At 64.2% G+C, this 16,331-nt stretch carries 16 protein-coding genes; 8 read left to right on the forward strand and 8 right to left on the reverse strand.

The window, feature by feature from the left end:
* Nucleotides 1-29: 29 nt before the first annotated feature.
* Nucleotides 30-386, forward strand: a complete 357-nt coding sequence (locus HMPREF3092_RS08985; protein ID WP_070424656.1) for a hypothetical protein — start codon at nucleotides 30-32, stop codon at nucleotides 384-386.
* Nucleotides 387-462: 76 nt separating this feature from the next.
* Here the strand turns inward: HMPREF3092_RS08985 and HMPREF3092_RS08990 are convergent, their stop codons facing one another.
* Nucleotides 463-729, reverse strand: a complete 267-nt coding sequence (locus HMPREF3092_RS08990) for a WhiB family transcriptional regulator (RefSeq protein ID WP_167317597.1) — start codon at nucleotides 727-729, stop codon at nucleotides 463-465.
* Nucleotides 730-1,258: 529 nt separating this feature from the next.
* On the opposite strand from HMPREF3092_RS08990, the gene HMPREF3092_RS08995 reads away from it, so the two are divergent.
* The 5 genes from HMPREF3092_RS08995 to HMPREF3092_RS09015 all read left to right on the forward strand — a co-directional run bounded on the left by HMPREF3092_RS08995 (nucleotide 1,259) and on the right by HMPREF3092_RS09015 (nucleotide 5,231).
* The gene (locus tag HMPREF3092_RS08995; protein ID WP_070424657.1) at nucleotides 1,259-2,047 is read left to right on the forward strand and encodes a 2-phospho-L-lactate transferase CofD family protein; all 789 of its coding nucleotides are present in this window, start codon (nucleotides 1,259-1,261) and stop codon (nucleotides 2,045-2,047) included.
* Nucleotides 2,047-3,075, forward strand: coding sequence for a coenzyme F420-0:L-glutamate ligase (locus HMPREF3092_RS09000; RefSeq protein WP_026022822.1), 1,029 nt, complete (start codon nucleotides 2,047-2,049; stop codon nucleotides 3,073-3,075). The genes HMPREF3092_RS08995 and HMPREF3092_RS09000 overlap by 1 nt, the downstream gene beginning before the upstream one ends.
* Nucleotides 3,076-3,148: 73 nt before the next feature.
* On the forward strand, nucleotides 3,149-3,751 hold the full coding sequence (locus tag HMPREF3092_RS09005) for a hypothetical protein (RefSeq protein WP_019175641.1): 603 nt from the start codon (nucleotides 3,149-3,151) through the stop codon (nucleotides 3,749-3,751).
* Nucleotides 3,752-3,793: 42 nt separating this feature from the next.
* Entirely contained in the window at nucleotides 3,794-4,564 is a 771-nt protein-coding gene (locus HMPREF3092_RS09010; protein ID WP_019175642.1) for a CoA transferase subunit A, read from the forward strand.
* A gap of 1 nt (nucleotide 4,565) precedes the next feature.
* Complete coding sequence (locus HMPREF3092_RS09015; RefSeq protein WP_019175643.1) at nucleotides 4,566-5,231, forward strand: CoA transferase subunit B; 666 nt, start codon at nucleotides 4,566-4,568, stop codon at nucleotides 5,229-5,231.
* Between the two features lie 159 nt (nucleotides 5,232-5,390).
* Here the strand turns inward: HMPREF3092_RS09015 and manA are convergent, their stop codons facing one another.
* From manA to HMPREF3092_RS09040, 5 genes are all read right to left on the reverse strand, one after another.
* On the reverse strand, nucleotides 5,391-6,623 hold the full coding sequence (manA, locus tag HMPREF3092_RS09020) for a mannose-6-phosphate isomerase, class I (RefSeq protein WP_019175644.1): 1,233 nt from the start codon (nucleotides 6,621-6,623) through the stop codon (nucleotides 5,391-5,393).
* A gap of 104 nt (nucleotides 6,624-6,727) precedes the next feature.
* On the reverse strand, nucleotides 6,728-8,176 hold the full coding sequence (locus HMPREF3092_RS09025) for an LCP family protein (RefSeq protein ID WP_070424658.1): 1,449 nt from the start codon (nucleotides 8,174-8,176) through the stop codon (nucleotides 6,728-6,730).
* 14 nt (nucleotides 8,177-8,190) lie between these two features.
* Entirely contained in the window at nucleotides 8,191-9,336 is a 1,146-nt protein-coding gene (locus HMPREF3092_RS09030) for an acyl-CoA dehydrogenase family protein (RefSeq protein ID WP_070424659.1), read from the reverse strand.
* A gap of 11 nt (nucleotides 9,337-9,347) precedes the next feature.
* A complete protein-coding gene (purE, locus tag HMPREF3092_RS09035; protein WP_061943977.1) occupies nucleotides 9,348-9,869 on the reverse strand; it encodes a 5-(carboxyamino)imidazole ribonucleotide mutase in 522 nt (173 codons plus the stop codon).
* A 14-nt stretch (nucleotides 9,870-9,883) separates the two neighbouring features.
* Complete coding sequence (locus tag HMPREF3092_RS09040; protein WP_061943974.1) at nucleotides 9,884-11,032, reverse strand: 5-(carboxyamino)imidazole ribonucleotide synthase; 1,149 nt, start codon at nucleotides 11,030-11,032, stop codon at nucleotides 9,884-9,886.
* A 97-nt stretch (nucleotides 11,033-11,129) separates the two neighbouring features.
* On the opposite strand from HMPREF3092_RS09040, the gene HMPREF3092_RS09045 reads away from it, so the two are divergent.
* Nucleotides 11,130-11,660, forward strand: a complete 531-nt coding sequence (locus tag HMPREF3092_RS09045; RefSeq protein ID WP_070424660.1) for a GtrA family protein — start codon at nucleotides 11,130-11,132, stop codon at nucleotides 11,658-11,660.
* Here HMPREF3092_RS09045 and HMPREF3092_RS09050 read toward each other — a convergent pair.
* The gene (locus tag HMPREF3092_RS09050) at nucleotides 11,619-12,782 is read right to left on the reverse strand and encodes an alkaline phosphatase family protein (RefSeq protein ID WP_070424661.1); all 1,164 of its coding nucleotides are present in this window, start codon (nucleotides 12,780-12,782) and stop codon (nucleotides 11,619-11,621) included. The two genes, HMPREF3092_RS09045 and HMPREF3092_RS09050, sit on opposite strands and share 42 nt — an antisense overlap.
* A gap of 90 nt (nucleotides 12,783-12,872) precedes the next feature.
* Nucleotides 12,873-13,460, reverse strand: a complete 588-nt coding sequence (locus tag HMPREF3092_RS09055; protein ID WP_019175651.1) for a DUF5998 family protein — start codon at nucleotides 13,458-13,460, stop codon at nucleotides 12,873-12,875.
* 70 nt (nucleotides 13,461-13,530) lie between these two features.
* On the opposite strand from HMPREF3092_RS09055, the gene HMPREF3092_RS09060 reads away from it, so the two are divergent.
* Entirely contained in the window at nucleotides 13,531-16,200 is a 2,670-nt protein-coding gene (locus tag HMPREF3092_RS09060; protein ID WP_061943959.1) for a bifunctional acetate--CoA ligase family protein/GNAT family N-acetyltransferase, read from the forward strand.
* Nucleotides 16,201-16,331 lie beyond the last annotated feature (131 nt).

Below are 16,331 nucleotides of genomic sequence, written 5' to 3' on the forward strand. Positions count from 1 at the left end.
CGGATACGCTGGCCCGGAAGGGAGGCCCCGTGTCCAGGCATCGTGATTTTCGCGGTTCGGCTCTGCCGCCGCACGCTCCGGCATCACTGACCCGCTGGGATCAGCTGGACAGGGCCGGGTCGGAGCTGCTGGCTGAGCTGCTCACTGCCCGAGGTACCAATCCAGAAGACTACGAACTGCGGCTGCGCTGGGTTCCGCCGGCTGGTCAGCAGGGGCTGACCACGTCGATGGGCCTTGCGGCTCTCGCCTATGAGCGCACTGATACGAGTCCCGGCATCATCGAGATCAACTACCTGCCGCTGCGCGCTTTGGCACGCACTGCCCAGGAGAGGGGCCAGATTCTCGATGCGGAGCTGACGGAGCTGCTGGACCTTATGTTCGGCTGACCTCACCCGAGACAGCGGCCCGGGAACGGAAAAGGGGCGACGGCTGGCGCCTCGCCCCTTTTTCACTCCGCGGAGTTCACACGACCTGCTTCTTCACACGACGTCGTTCGCGTTCTGACAGTCCGCCCCAAATTCCGAAACGCTCGTCGTTGGACAGCGCGTATTCGAGACATTCGGCGCGAACCTCACAGGAAGCACACACCCTCTTAGCTTCTCGGGTGGAGCCGCCCTTTTCGGGGAAGAAAGCCTCGGGGTCCGTCTGGGCGCACAGCGCCTGGTCCTGCCAGTCCAGACCGGCGTCGCCTTCTCCCAAGAGGAGAGCCAGCGGATTGATGCTGGAAATGCCGGCATCGGGTCCGCCGGAAATCGGCTTGAGCTCGGTAGGATCGACAGAAAGCGGATCCGGGACGAAAGACGGGGAGGAGTGCGCAGGGTCGACGAACCAGTCCTGAGCTGCACGCTCGGTGACACTGGGTGCCGGACGCTGCGGAGAACTCTTGTATTTGCGCGCTTCTGACACGTGCTTCCCCTTTCTACGACAGTCCTTGCGGGACGCGTCGTAGTTAAATTACACGTGTGTCATTCCCCTTTAGTCAAGTGGGGTCATGCTATTCAGCCCTCCCAGAACCTGACAATAGAACACGCGTTCCCACGGGATCCGCGCGCCGAACACAATATGTGGACGCCCAACAACGCCTGCACCACAACCTATGGGAATGAAGCAGTTTTCTTATGATTTTTCTGGCTCCGGCCTGCTGCGGGCGGCCATGCCGGACAGTCCCGTGCGGAACAGGCCGAGCCGGCGGCACTCGGCAGAAAGAACACTGTGCACCGATTCGGCGCACGCGAACATCGGATGACATGATGAGCGCATGAAGATCACCGTTCTGCCCGTCACCGACGGACTCACCCACGTGCTCGCCGATGTCCGCCAGGCGGGTCTGCGGCATAGCGATGCCGAGCTCACGGTGATTGCCTCCACGCTCACCGACGTCACCGTCCACGGGCTGCGCTTCTGCCCCGACATCGACGCCTGCCTCATTCCGCCGGCCTCCCCCGTCCCCGGCGGCGCGGCAGCTGAACTGGCCGCCTTCCGGGTAGACGCCGAGTGGTTCCGCATGAACGACCTCCAGCTGGCCGCGGCGGTCCTGCGCAGCCGGCTTATGGGGCTGGGCTACGGGCTGGCCGCGGTCACACAGGCCATGAGCAAGCGCTACGCACCGGATTTCGCACTGCTGCCGCTGACCGACACCGCTGTCGAAACGATGGTGGTCGTGCCCGGAGCTCAGACTGAGGAAGCGTGGCCGGCACGTCGCTACATCGCTGAACGCCGCACGGACGCCACGCGCATTGCCCGCCCTGTATTCGACAGCACCAAAGCCGCCCCTGGCGTACTCAAAGCGATCCGCGAGGCTGACGTCGTCATCTTCGCCGTCGACGAACGTCCCGAGTTCACGGCCGAACCAGCGCTCCGTCTGCCAGGCATGATGGATGCCCTCAACGGTACGCGCGCCCGAGTTCTCACGATCGGCGCCGACCGACTGGATGCGAAAACCCGCACCAAACTCGGCGGCGAACAAGCTGATGAGCGGCTTGACGAAATCCTCACAGAAGCCGCCGCAGCAAGCCCCGATGACGGACCGACCACGGTGTGGGGCTGATGGCACGCACATCACTGGCCACGGCGTTCGGAATCGCCGCCAGCCTCCCACAGAACCCCCTCGACACCGACCGCGCGGCAGCGCTCATCGCCGCCGACATCGACAGGGCCCGCGTGGAAATCCGGGATGACGACATCATCGCCGTGCGCGCAGACTTCGTGTCCACCTGCCAGGGGCGCCTGCTGGCCTCCGACAGCCCCGACGTCGAAACAAGCATTGCCGCGACCACCCGCGCGCTCGTAGCCTCACGGACGTTCAACGGCACACCCGTGCGCCTGACCTTCACCTCCAACGGCACCGTCGAATTCAACGGCGGCCACCGCACCTCGGGCCAGACAGTCATCGCTCCCGTGTATCACCCACACCAGTGGGCGGCCGGTGCCGGCGCGTGGCTGCGCTCCTATTTCTCAGCCGATATCGGCGTTGTCATCTTCCAAGACCTCCCCCACCCCTTCCGGCGGGGACAGCGGGCGGGAAGCCTCGCCTCTTACGGGGTTGTCGACCAGAGAACAGCCGACCACGCAGCCGCAACCGCGGCACTCACGGCAGAAGACTCAACGCTGGCAATCATCCGCGCCCACAGCAGCAGCCCGGTCATACCGGACGCAGCGACCGAACGCCCCGCGGAAACCTTCGAAGAAGCAGGCGGCTTAGCCCCGTGGTTCCGCCTGGGCTGGGCAGAAGCGTGCCAAAGTGCACTCGGAGCCCACCCGGAAGGCCTCCGGCCGATCTCCGGCACCCTCCACGACGACATCCTCGCCCACGTCAGCCGCGCAATAGCGACAGTGCGCTCAGGCCCCGCCCGCGTGCCCGGCGAAGACGGCTGGCGCTTTGTGCCCATGGGCTCCGGTGCTCGCGTGCTCATCGAACCGGCAACGAACGCCGTGGCGGAAGACCCTCGCGCAACCATCGGCCTGGGTGCGCTTGTCGAACGCTTCAGTTCGGCGCTGTGGATTGAAGGCCTGCGCGCCGACACTCACGTGCGCACCGACGGCAGCGGCGCCGACGTGCGGATCATCGTGCCCTGACGGCTTCACCGCCGAAACCGCTTCGCCCACTGCTTTCCTGCCGCGCCCTGTCAGTTTCCGGAGAAGGAGAACCGTGTTCGCATCGTTCATCACCCAACTTGCCGCCCGTTCCGAACCCGCACTGCGCTGGTCTGGGCCGGCCGGAGACCTCGAGCTCACAGGCGCCGTCTTCGCCAACTGGATCTACAAGTCCACCGCTCTGTGGGAGGACTACGGGGCCTCGGGACTAGCCGTCATCACCGACGGCCACCTGCACTGGCGGGCGGCCGCCGGCATGCTCGCCGCGGCGGGCCTCGGTCTGCCGGTTTCTGTACTCGAGGCCGATTCGGCCGCTCCCGATGGCGCTCACGTGGCTCTTGTTCCCGCAGGCATGGAGCAGGCGGAAGCGGCTTTCGACGCCGATGAGGTCTTCGTATACGCGACCGAACCGCTGGCACTGAGCACCGATGTCCCTGAGGATTTCCTCGACTTCATCACCGAGGTCCGCTCCCGGCCGGATGTGGTTCCGCTTGCCAGCACCCAGCAGCTGCGGCTGGACGTGAAGGGCCGGACGCTGAGTGTCCCGATTCCCGAAGAGCCGGGACCGGACGCTGTGCTGCCCGCCTTCCCCACTGACGAGGCGGAGCTCACCAGCGCTCTGCGGGCTCTGCTGGGCGGGATTCTCACCTTGGGCTGAAAACCCTGCAAAGCCAATGGGGTCGCGTGATAAGTTCGCACCATGGACAAAGAAGTTTCATCGCCCGCTGAAGCGGTTGCAGACATTTTTGACGGCGCCCGCATTGCCGTAGGCGGCTTTGGGGTCGTCGGAATTCCCGAATACCTCATCCGCGCTCTGCGTGATCAGGGTGCAAAGAATCTCACCTGCGTTTCCAACAACGCGGGAACTGATGGCCGGGGCCTTGGCCTTCTGCTCGAAAGCAAGCAGGTCAGCCGCATGATCGCCTCTTACGTCGGGGAAAACAAAGAGTTCGCCCGCCAGTACCTGTCCGGAGAGCTCACCGTGGAACTGACCCCGCAGGGCACTCTGGCAGAAAAGCTGCGCGCTGCCGGTGCTGGGATTCCGGCGTTCTACACCATTACAGGTGCCGGCACCCAGGTGGCCGAAGGCGGCATGCCGTGGCGCTATGATGCCGATGGCAACGTGGTCGAGTCCTCCCCCGCCAAGGAAGAACGCCAGTTCGACACCTTCGGCGAAGAGCAGACCTACGTGCTGGAAGAATCCCTGCCGTGCGATTTCGCACTGGTCCGCGCGGCCAAGGCCGACCGCCACGGCAACCTCGTGTTCAACAAGTCAGCACAGAACTTCAATCCGCCGGCCGCGCAGGCCGGGCGCATCACGATCGCAGAAGTCGAAGAGCTGGTCGAACCGGGCGAAATCGACCCGGCGGATGTTCACGTGCCCGGTGTGTACGTGCACCGGGTTGTGAAGCTCAGCCCAGAAGAAGCTGCTGACAAGCCCATCGAAAAGCTCACGGTGCAGGAGGACTGACATGGCACTTTCACGCAACCAGATGGCTGCCCGCGCCGCGCAGGAACTCGAAGACGGCAGCTACGTCAACCTCGGCATCGGCATGCCCACCCTCGTCCCGAACTATGTTTCCGACGACGTCCAGCTGGTGCTCCAGTCTGAAAACGGTCTGCTTGGCGTGGGCCCCTACCCCACTCGCGAAACCGTCGATCCGGACCTCATCAACGCCGGCAAGGAAACCGTCACCATGCGCCCGGGTGCAGCGTATTTCGACTCTGCGCAGAGCTTCGGCATGATCCGCGGCGGCAAGATCGATGCGGCCATTCTCGGCGCCATGCAGGTCGATGAGAAGGGCGACATCGCCAACTGGATGATCCCCGGAAAAATGGTCAAGGGCATGGGCGGAGCCATGGACTTGGTGCACGGCGCGAAATCCGTTTTCGTCATCATGGACCACGTGGCCCGCGACGGTTCGCCCAAGCTTCTTGAGAAGTGCGAACTTCCGCTGACCGGCAAGGGTGTTGTGCAGCGCATCATCACCGACCTCGCAGTCATCGACGTCACCCCGGAGGGCTTCAAGCTCATTGAACGCGCACCCGGTGTCACGGTCGAGGAGATCGTCGACAAGACGCAGGCGAAGCTGATCGTCGACGGCGATGTTCCCGAAATGCAGGTTGCCGACGTCTGATCCTGCCGGGCCACCTGTCATACACAGAAACACCCGTCAGCCGTGCTGCTGATGGGTGTTTCTGCGGCTGTTGGGCGTTTGGAGAACAGTGAGAGGGGCGGCCTTCTGGCCGCCCCTCTCAGTGTCTGCGCCTGCTGGCTGAAGCAGCCAGCCGGTGTGTCAGCGTCCCAGGCCGCCGACGAACAGCGCTCCCTGGCCGTTGAACGTGGGAGGGGCTTCGTCAGCGCCGATGAAGTAGGCGTCACCCGGCTTCAGCTGCTGTGTGCCGTGGTCGGTGCTCACCTGGAACTCACCCGAGGTGCACAGGGCGATCGTGGGAGCGTCCTCGCCGGGCTGGAGGTTGTCTGCACAGCTGATGACCTGCATTCCGAAGTCGCGGCATCCGGTGTCGAGCAGGCCACTGTCATCAGGATGCTGGATGTGGGGCTTCTGCACTTCGAAGCGCACCAGGCGCTGCAGTTCAGGAATATCGATGTGCTTACTGGTCAGGCCACCGCGAACGACGTTGTCAGACGAGGCCATGATCTCCACACCCAGACCGCGCAGGTAGGCGTGCGGAATGCCGGCCTTCATGGCAAGAGCCTGGCCCGGGAGCATGCGGACCATATTGAGCATGAGCGCAACGAGAGCGCCCGCGTCGCTCGGGAAGTCGCCGTTGGTCATCCGCAGGATGTGGATCGGATCGATATCGCATCCGATGCGCGAATCGCAGTCTGGTGCGGCCTCAGGGATATCAGCGGCGGCCAGACGGTCGGCAACCGCACCGAAGTTGGGAGTATCCAGCAGGAGGTTCATGGAGTCCTGCAGCGGGTTGTCCCCCGCCAGGACCTCACGCCACGTGAGCAGTGCCGCGTGAGTGCCCGGCACCTCGGCAGCCAGCAGACGATCGACGGTGGCCGCAATGGCGTGCGGTTCCCGGAAGCCGGTGAGTGCATCAAACGGCGACAGTGCGTAGATGAGTTCGGGTTTGTGCCACGCGTCGCGGTAGTTGCGGTGCGGTGCATCGATGGGAATGCCGGCGGCGTTTTCGCGGGCAAAGCCTTCGCGGGCCTGTTCGAGGTCCGGGTGCACCTGAATGGACAGCGCTTTGTCCGCTGCGAGAAGCTTCAGAAGGAAAGGCAGACGCGGGCCGAAGGTTTCAACCGTTTCTTCGCCAAGAACAGCGGCGGGGCTTTCGGCGACAACGTCAGACAGGGTGCGCGGAAGAACTGCAATCCCGTATGCCTGTTCCGATGCGGGGGCGGACCAGACGACCTTCGAGGGCCTGGCTTCGTGAGCACCGAACCACATTTCGGCAATGGGTTCACCAGTGGGAGCCTGTTCGAGAAGGGCGGGAATGGCGGTGGTCGAACCCCAGGCGTAGTTGGCCGGCGAGCCTTGTAGCTTCAACATCGTCTCCTTGCAACCTTAGCGTCCGGCTACCGTAGGAGTCCACTGTGAACGCTGTGGCCGCATAAGGCGACGTCAAGGTGAAGAGAGGGTTACATTCGCCGAAATCACTTGGGAACCGAGCAGATGGAGCTGGCCTTGGGCTTCTTTTCGGCCGCGTGTGCCGGGGCCGGCGCGAACAGCCCCGCTGAAGCCTGCTTGTCCTCTTGTTTGGACTTCTCGATTCCCTCTTGGACCAGCTTCTTGGTCACTGTGAAGTCCGGGTGGGAAGGTGTGACCTGCGGCGGGGTGAGCTCAACCGACAGTATCTTCTGCGATTTCGCCTTCATGCCCAGGTTGATGAAGTCATCGGCCTGCCGCTGCGGAACATCGGTCGAAATGACATCCGGTGCGGCCGCGGCGAGCTTCGTAAAGCGCGTCATGAGAGTCGCCGGGTCCATCTGCCGCAGCATGGCTTCCTGCACGCAGCGCTGGCGGACCATGCGCTCGTAGTCAGAGGAGAATTCGCGGGAACGGCCGTACCACAGGGCTGTGCGACCATCCATTTTGATGTTCTGGCCCGGTTCAATCCATTCCTTCGGCGGATAGTGCTTGCCGGTGGCCGGGTTGATGGGCCTCGAGATGGGCACGCGCACTTCCGAATTCAGCCGAATGCCGCCCATGGCGTCAATGAGCTGTTCGAAGCCCTTGAGGTCGATCATCGCGTAGAACTGGATGTCGAGGCCAGTCACGCCTTCGAGGGCTTCAACCGTGCCCTGCACTCCAGCGGGAACATCGCCCTCGTATTCGTCGGCGTGTTTTTCCGCTTCCTGATAGACGGCGTTGATGAGGCACTCATTGCCGCAGTTGTAGCCCTGCGGGAAGTGCTTGTGCATGGGCGAAGACTTGGAGAACGGCACGTTCTGGGTGTTGCGGGGAACACCGATGACAACCGATTTTCCGGTTTTGGCGTCCATCGACACAACCGTGAGGCTGTCGGGGCGGATGCCCTCGCGGCCCTTGCCCGCGTCAGAGCCGAGCAGAGCCACGTTGTACCGGCCCTCGACCGGCTTCTTGAGCTTGCCGGAAGCGAACAGCTGAGACATGAGCGAACGCTGCGCGTTGACCGTCACGCCGCCCCACGCGGTGCCCAGGCCCACGATGAGGGCGGCAGCCAGACCGACCGCCAAGAACTTCGGCCGGGTCTTCTTGCTGAGGCTGACGACCTTCACGCGCCGCATGGTGTCCAGCAGACACACAACCCAGTTGATGCCGGCAGCAAGCACCACGAGCAGAACGACGATCAACAGAAAGGGATCGGTGCCGACGGTCAACAGGAAGCTGCGTTTGATAAGCGCAATGATGACGGTCGCCAGCGCCAGCACCCACGTGCCGAGTGTGATGCCCAGCGCCGTCCGGGTGAACTTCCGCGGGGCGCCGAGCACACTCTGCACGGAACCCGGCATGAGCGCAGAGCACAGCAGCAGCCACCACCCGCGACGATCCCGGACATACTGCGGGCTTCGCTTGGGGTTGCGGATGGGGTCTGCGTACTGCAGCTGCCTGCGCTGGCTCATGCGGGTGTCGTCTTTCAGCCGAGCAGCTTACGTCCCATGACCAGACGCTGAATCTGGTTGGTGCCTTCGTAGATCTGGGTGATCTTCGCATCGCGCATCATGCGCTCAACCGGGTGGTCGACAACGTAGCCGGCACCGCCGAGCAGCTGTACCGCATCGGTGGTGATCTCCATGGCGACATCGGAAGCGAAGGCCTTGGCGGCTGCGCCGAAGAAGCCGAGGTCGTCGTCATCGCGCTCCGACTTCGCGGCTGCCGCGTAGGTCAGCTGGCGGGCGGCTTCAAGCTTCATGCCCATGTCCGCGACCATAAACTGCACAGCCTGGAAGTCAGACACCGACTTGCCGAACTGCTTGCGGTCCTTGATGTAGTCAATCGCGTAGTCGAGCGCGCCCTGGGCAACACCGACGGCCTGCGCGGCAATCGTCACACGGGTGTGGTCGAGGGTGCGCAGGGCGATCTTGAGGCCTTCGCCTTCATTGCCGATGATGCGGTCGCCGGGGATGCGGCAGTCTTCGAAGAACAGTTCGCGGGTGGGGCTGCCCTTGATGCCGAGCTTGCGCTCTTTTTCGCCGAAGGTGAAGCCCTCGTCGTCTTTTTCCACCACGAATGCGGTGATGTTGCGGCCGCGGGGGCCTTCGGGATCGGTGACGGCCATAACGGTGTAGAAGTCAGAAACACCTGCATTGGTGATCCAGGTCTTGACGCCGTTGAGCACCCAGTCGTCGCCGTCGCGCTTAGCGCGGGTCTTCATGCTGGCGGTATCGGAGCCTGCTTCGCGTTCGGACAGGCCGTAGGAGAATCCGCGGCCCTGCGCCAGCTGCGACAGATACTTCTGCTTGATCTCTTCGCCGCCGCCGAGGATGACCGGCATGGAGCCGAGCTTGTTGACAGCAGGGATGAGGGACGACGACATGCAGCCGCGGGCCACCTCTTCGATCACAATGCAGGTTGCCAGGGCGTCTGCACCCACACCGCCGTATTCTTCGGCCACGTGCGGGGCGAAGAAGTCGGTGGCCACGAGAGCGTCGTGTGCTTCCTGCGGGTAGCGCGCCTCAGCGTCGACTTCGGCTGCGGCGGGGATGATTTTGTCTTCGACGATCGAGCGCACCGCGGCGCGGATCTCTTCGTGCTCTTCGGCCAGCTTGTAGACATCGAACATTGGTTTCCCTTTCAGCTGTGCTCTTCGAGCCGGCGCTTGAGCGCTCGGCCCTTCTCTTCAGCGGCACGCCCCAGTTCGAGGCGGTAGTCGTCAAGGCGACTGCGCAGAGCCGCCGACTCGTCGTCCCGTCCGGCGCCGATGATCCTGGCGGCCAGCAGGCCCGCGTTCTTCGCTCCGCCGATCGACACTGTCGCCACCGGCACACCGGCGGGCATCTGGACGATCGACAGGAGTGAGTCCATGCCGTCGAGGTGCTTCAGCGGCACCGGAACGCCGATCACCGGCAGGGACGTGACCGAGGCGATCATCCCGGGAAGGTGGGCGGCACCTCCGGCACCGGCGATGATGACGGAATACCCCGCCTCGTCAGCACGGGCACCCCATTCGATCATGTCGTGGGGCATGCGGTGGGCGGAAACGACTTCCGCCGTAAACTCGATGCCCAGCTCTTCCAGGACATCCGCGGCGGCGCTCATGGTGGGCCAGTCCGAGTCGGACCCCATGACGATGCCGACTTTCGGCTTGGTGCTCATGTCTGCGTCCTCCCTCAGGGCAGGTCAGGGTGCGGGTTGGTGTCAGTTCCGGCAATGAAGTGCGCCGCGTGGCGGGCGCGTGCCAGAACCGATTCGACGTTGTCACCGCTGATGTTGACGTGTCCGAGCTTACGACCGGGACGTACTCCCTTGCCGTACATGTGGACCTTGACCTGCGGGTCGTGCGCCAAAACGTGCAGATAGGCCCGGTAGAGGTCTTCGCGGTCGGCACCGAGGACATTCGCCATGACCGTCACGAGAGCCTTCGGGGCCGGGTCACCCAGCGGAAGGTCGAGAATGGCCCGCAGGTGCTGCTCGAACTGGCTGGTGATCGAACCGTCCTGCGTCCAGTGGCCCGTGTTGTGGGGCCGCATGGCCAGTTCGTTGACCATGTAGCCGTCAGCGGTTTCGAACATCTCCATGGCCATCACACCGGTCACACCGAGCGATTCGGCGACCGTGAGCACATCAGCGGTGATTGCTTGGGCCTTCGCGGGATCGAGGTCGGGAGCGGGTGCGACGGCCTCAGTGCAGATGCCGCCTTCCTGCAGGGTTGCCACAACCGGCCACACGGCGGTCTGGCCCATGGGCGAACGGCCGACCATGACGGACAGTTCGCGGGTGAAGTCAACGGCCTCTTCGGCCAGCAGCGGGCCCTTGCCAAACCAGTCAGCGGCTTCGTCGGCGCTGTTGATGAGCTTGACCCCGTGGCCGTCATAGCCGCCGCGGGGTGTTTTCACGATGATCGGCCAGCCGATCTCATCGCCGAAGGCCTGCAGGGAATCAGTGTCTGCTACTTCGCGCCACGTGGGGTTGGGCAGGCCGAGTTCATCCATTTTGGCCCGCATCTTGAGTTTGTCCTGCGCGTAGACGAGCGCGTGAGGGCCGGGGTGGACGCTGTGACCGGCCTCAACCAGAGCTTCAAGGTGCTCAGTCGGCACGTGCTCGTGGTCGAAGGTGATGACGTCGACCGTTTCGGCAAACGCGCGCAGCGTGTCGAAGTCCTTGTAGTCCCCGACGGTTACCTGAGAGGAAACCTGCGCGGCAGAAGACCCTTCTGCCTCCGACAGAACATGAAAAGCAACACCGAGCGCTTCGGCCGCAGGCGCCATCATGCGCGCCAGCTGACCGCCGCCGATTACACCAATACGTGGAAAAGACACGCCCTCACTCTAGCGCCCGCCACCTGACCAAGCCCTGAGTGACTCGCGCCCAGTGTCGACCAACCCGCGGTGGGCGCAGCCTGCCTATAGTGGGCGCGTGGGCAAGAAGAGACGCGAACTCGTCAAAATCGGCCGCTTCACAGTGGTCGGGACTGTCGCATTCTTCGTCGACGTCAGCGTTTTCAACCTGCTTATGCTGACTGTCCTGCAGGGCCACCCCGTGTGGTCGAAGACCGTGGCGGTTCTGTGTGCAACAGCTGTTTCATGGATCGGGTCGCGGCGCTGGACCTTTGCCGACCAGGAGTCGCGCTACCGGCCCGCTTTTGAGGGCATCCTGTTCTTTGCCATCAATGCCGCGGGAATGGGCATCGCGCTTCTCACCCTCTGGGCCTCCCACGATGTTCTGGGCTTCACATCGCTGCTGGCCGACAACATATCCGGCAATGTCATCGGCCTGCTGCTGGGCAACATCATGCGGTACTTCGCCTACCGATCCTGGCTGTACCGCGGAAAGTCGCACAGGCGCGAGGTCCTGACAGACACATCGTCAGATTTCGGCAACCCGGCACCCGCCCCAGAATCAGACTCAGCCGTGCAGAACGAGCAGCGGGATGGTGAGCTCGGCTGAGCTCACTCCCCCGTGGTGGCCCAGCAGGCTCAGAGCCGAGGGCGAATCATTGCGCGAATCGACAATGGCGGTTGTTTCGTCACACACCACCACGAGGTCGCCGATGCGAGCGCGGAAGGCATCGGCGACTTCCCCGAACCAGCCTTCGCGAATGGCTTCGTCACGGGTCATGACGCGTCCCCGACCGGCCAGCTGTGTGCGGAGGGCTTCCGCTGTGTCGTCGCGAGCGCCGTCGCGGGTGTAGAGGTGCGCTGCCCGCGGCTCTCCCCCGACAGCTGTCAGTCCCGCAGCGAGCTCGGGGTGTTCGGCCAGGTCAATGCGGTTGTCGTGGGCGACATCGACCATGCCGTGATCGGCGGTGATGATCATCGTCATGTCCGGCCCGAGTGCTGCCGCGAGGCTGCTGAGCATCTGGTCGACCTGTTCGAGCTGTTCGATCCACTGGTCGGAGTTCCAGCCGGCCTGGTGTCCGGTTTTGTCGAGTTTGCCCCAGTAGAAGTAGACGAGCCGGCGGCCGGGAGCGCGCATTTCTTCGTGTGCGTGGCGCACCCGCTGCTCCCAGGAGTCAGAGCCCCGGAAGCGACCCCCGCGCAGGGTTGCCGCGTTGAGTCCGCCGCGGCTGAACTTCGGCTCGCCCAGCTGCACGACGTCAAGACCTGAAGATGTCAGCCGCTCGAACAGCGTGGTGTCGGGCACCCACCGGCTGGGGTCGACTTCGCTCGAACCCGTCAGCTGGTTGAACACCTCGCCGCTTTCGGGGTCGAGGAGTTTGTAGCCCATGATTCCGTGCCCACCGGGCAGCATTCCCGTACCGAGCGAGGACAGCGAGTTCGCGGTGGTCGACGGAAAGCCCGCGCTGCCGGCCCGCAGGTGCTGGCCGACTGAACGCAGAAACGGCGTGTAGGCCTTCCGGGCGCGCAGCAGCTCAAGCCCCATACCGTCGATGAGCACGACAACCACAACGCGAGCTTCGGCCGCACTGCCGCTGAGAATCCGCTCGGTGCGCAGTCGCTGATCGGCTGACAGCACACTCTGGGCATCGAGTGCGGCGGCCGCTGCCGGAACGATGTCCGACAGCAGCGGGCTGTTCGCGTAGTCCGGCGGCTGAAACTGGTGTGTCACGCTGGGCTTTCTGACGTTGCGTACGGGATTTCTCTGACGAGGCGGAGGCCCGGTTCCGCACTGCCGTGCGGCCTAGGCGGGATGTTGGGTTTATCGACGCTGGGTGCGTGCGGCGTGGATGACCCGGCGCAGTGTGTTCGCGAAGCTGACGGTCGCATCGACGGCCTGCTGGCCTTCGGCCTGGGCGGATACGCGCAGGGCGACGTCTTCGCTGAACGTGCCGCCGCTGAAGCCGTGGTCGACGTCGCAGTCGGGGTTGCCGCAGTTTTCGGGGAACACTTCCAGGCGGCTGCGCGCACCCCACGACATGACGAGCTGCACTTCGACCGGGCCCACGCCGGGACGGTAGTGAGCGGGGTCAGCGTAGGTGGCGAAGATCGCCGGGGCCGCGAGCTTGTCGAGTTCCACTTCTTCTGTGCTGCACAGGGCGCGCGGTTCGCTCCACCCCGGTTCGGGGTGTGGCTCGTCGTCAACGCGCGCAAGCAGCAGTCGGGTGGGGGTGAGCACGAAGACGCTCACCAGCCGGTGGATGGTGTCGAGGTCCATGTGCGTGTCGGTGTAGACCAGGTGGTCGAGCACGGGTTCGTCCAGCAGGGCTTCCGCTATTGCAGTCGCTGCGATCTGCGGGTAGTAGCCGGCGTCCTGGATGTCGGCGATGAGTCGCTGTGGGAGGTCCATTGCACCATTGTCTACTGCCGCCCGCGCGTAGGGCTAGGCGGGAGCCTCCGCGGCGCATAAGCTGGGTGGTATGAGCGCCTATCCACAGTCTTGGGAAGCCGACGTTGTCCTCCGCGATGGTGCGACGGCGCGTCTGCGCCCCATTCTTCAAAGTGATGCCGACGGTGTGCAGGCTATGCACTCGAAGCAGTCCGCCGAATCCATCTACATGCGGTTCTTCGCCCCGATCAAGCAGATCCCGGAAAAGGACCTCGAGCGGTTCGTCAACGTCGACTACCGCGACCGCGTTGCCTTTGTCATGACGATCCGCGACGAAATCATCGGAATAGGCCGCTACGACCGGCTGGATGAGAACTCTGCCGAGGTGGCGTTCAATATTGCGGACGCTCACCAGGGCCGCGGCATCGGCTCAATTCTTCTTGAGCACCTGGCTGCGGCTGCCCGCGAAATGGGCATTGACCGTTTTGTGGCCGAGGTTCTGCCGCAGAACCGTCCCATGCTGCAGGTCTTCGCCGCCGCCGGCTACGAGGTCACCCGCGAATTCGATGACGGCGTTGTGGCTGTTGCTTTCGACATCGACCCCACGGAGAAGTCCCGGCAGGTGCTGGCATCGCGTGAGCATCGCGCTGAGGCCCTGTCGGTGCGCGGCATTCTGCACCCGGAGTCGGTTGTGGTGTTCGGGGCGTCGCGCAGCCGTGCTTCGATCGGCAATCTTCTGCTGCGCAATCTGACCGCCGGAGGTTTCCGGGGTCGGCTCAACATCGTCCATCCGGAGGCCACCGAGGTTGCGGGCCTGCCCACCGTGTCGAGCTTGGATGAGATCGAGGGCGACATCGACGTCGCCGTCATCGCGGTGCCGGCTGCCGCTGTGCCCCAGGTTGTCCGCGACTGCGCGGAACGAGGCGTCAAGGGCGTCGTCGTGATTTCGTCTGGTTTTGCGGAGACTTCCGAAGAGGGCGCGCGACTGCAGGAGCAGGTGCTCACCACCGCCCGCACGTGGGGCATGCGCCTGATCGGCCCGAACTCCTTCGGTGTTCTCAACTCGGACCCCGAAGTTGACCTCAACGCTTCACTGTCGCCGTTCCTTCCCGATCCCGGCCACGTGGGAGTGTTCAGCCAGTCGGGCGCCCTGGGCACGGCAATGCTGGCGGCCGCCCGCGAGCGCGGCATCGGCATTTCGACTTTTGTGTCCGCCGGAAACCGCGCCGACCTGTCGGGCAACGACATGATGCAGTACTGGGAAGAAGATCCCGCCACAAACGTCGTGTGCCTGTACCTCGAATCGATCGGCAATCCGCGGAAGTTTTCGCGCATTGCCCGCCGGGTCACGCGCAATAAGCCCGTCATTGTCATCAAGTCCGACCTCACCGGCGGTGAGCTCCCGCCGGGCCACGCGGTGCGCGTGTCCTCCCTGTCAGCCAGCGCAATGGATCAGGTTCTTGCGCAGGCCGGTGTTATCCGCGCCCGTTCGGTCAGTCAGATGTATGACATTGCGCAGGTGTTCGACACTCAGCCGCTGCCCGGCGGCAAGCGCGTGGGCATCGTCGGCAACTCCGCGGCCCTGTCGACGCTTGTCGAACAGTGTGTGCGTGCGGAAGGGCTGAAGCTCGGCACCGCTCCGGTGTCCATGCACCCGGAGGCCACGGTCGATGACTTCGAAGCTCAGCTGCGGCAGGTGTACGCCAACCCGCACGTGCATTCGGTCGTCGTCATCATCACGCCCTCCCCCAGTGTTTCGTCATCCCAGATGGCGCAGGCCATTGCGGATGCAGCAGCCCAGTCGGGCAAGACCACGGTCGCGTGCTTCCTCGGTGTGTACGGCAAGGACGAAATGCTCACGTCCTACACCCGGTCTGCCGACGGCGAGCGCACGAAGCACGTCGTCCCGTCCTACGGCGGCCCCGAAGCTGCCGTGTGGGCGCTTGCACGGGCAACCGAGTACGCGGTGTACAAGAAGTCCGATCACGGCCACTACCCGATCTTCACGGACCTGAAGGTTCGCGAAGCCCGCCGGATCATCGAAAGCAGCCTGGCGGAAGCCGATTCGCCCAGGGTGACCATGACTGATGAGGCCGCGCACGCTCTTCTGGGCGCCTACGGCATCGACGTGCTGCCCTATATCTCCACGTCCACTGTCGAAGATGCCAAGGAGGCCGCCGCGAAGATCGGCTATCCGGTAGCGCTGAAGGCTGTCCACAGGAAGCTGCGTCACCGCTTTGAGTTCGGCGGGGTGCGCCTTGCCATTCAGAACGAGGCGGAGCTCGTGGGCGACTGGAACGGCATCGCCGAAGTCATCGCGCAGTCGCTCGATGACGATGATGACCGCCGCATCGACGTGCAGGCGATGGCACCGGCGGGTGTCGGGTGCGTCATCCGCGCCGGTGAGGACCCGCTGCTGGGACCCATGGTGTCGTTCTCCCTTGCCGGTGACTCCACCGAGCTCCTGGACGATGTTGCCCACCGGGTCGCTCCCCTGACCGACCTCGATGCCCGCAACATGGTCCGCACTCCGGGAGCCTCACCTCGTCTGTTCGGGTACAAGGGCCTGCCGGTGGCCAATGTCGAACCGGCCGAGGAGATCCTGCTGCGTCTGGCCGCGCTGGTTGACGAGTTCCCCGTCATCCGCAGCATCGAAATCCGCCCGATCATGATCACCACCGACAAGAGCTACCTCCTGTCGGCCCGCATTCAGCTGGCGGCTGATGCGGACCGCATGGATACTCTGCGCCGCAGGATGTGAGCCGCCGACTGACTGACGCTTAAGCGCGCTCAGCCGACGCGGCGACCGTGAAATCAGCGGTTTCTGCCCTGCTGAGCGCTACACTGACCTCCTGATGGCACAGCCGCTGCACAAGGAGGAAGCCGCGTGAC

Source organism: Brevibacterium sp. HMSC24B04 (assembly GCF_001806835.1).
Lineage (GTDB): Bacteria > Actinomycetota > Actinomycetes > Actinomycetales > Brevibacteriaceae > Brevibacterium > Brevibacterium ravenspurgense.

Coding starts and splice junctions, on each gene's coding strand:
- HMPREF3092_RS08995 (WP_070424657.1), top strand. CDS start 1,259: ATGAAGATCACCGTTCTGCCCGTCACCGACGGACTCACCCACGTGCTC.
- HMPREF3092_RS09000 (WP_026022822.1), top strand. CDS start 2,047: ATGGCACGCACATCACTGGCCACGGCGTTCGGAATCGCCGCCAGCCTC.
- HMPREF3092_RS09010 (WP_019175642.1), top strand. CDS start 3,794: ATGGACAAAGAAGTTTCATCGCCCGCTGAAGCGGTTGCAGACATTTTT.
- HMPREF3092_RS09015 (WP_019175643.1), top strand. CDS start 4,566: ATGGCACTTTCACGCAACCAGATGGCTGCCCGCGCCGCGCAGGAACTC.
- manA (WP_019175644.1), bottom strand. CDS start 6,623: ATGTTGAAGCTACAAGGCTCGCCGGCCAACTACGCCTGGGGTTCGACC.
- HMPREF3092_RS09025 (WP_070424658.1), bottom strand. CDS start 8,176: ATGAGCCAGCGCAGGCAGCTGCAGTACGCAGACCCCATCCGCAACCCC.
- HMPREF3092_RS09030 (WP_070424659.1), bottom strand. CDS start 9,336: ATGTTCGATGTCTACAAGCTGGCCGAAGAGCACGAAGAGATCCGCGCC.
- purE (WP_061943977.1), bottom strand. CDS start 9,869: ATGAGCACCAAGCCGAAAGTCGGCATCGTCATGGGGTCCGACTCGGAC.
- HMPREF3092_RS09055 (WP_019175651.1), bottom strand. CDS start 13,460: ATGGACCTCCCACAGCGACTCATCGCCGACATCCAGGACGCCGGCTAC.
- HMPREF3092_RS09060 (WP_061943959.1), top strand. CDS start 13,531: ATGAGCGCCTATCCACAGTCTTGGGAAGCCGACGTTGTCCTCCGCGAT.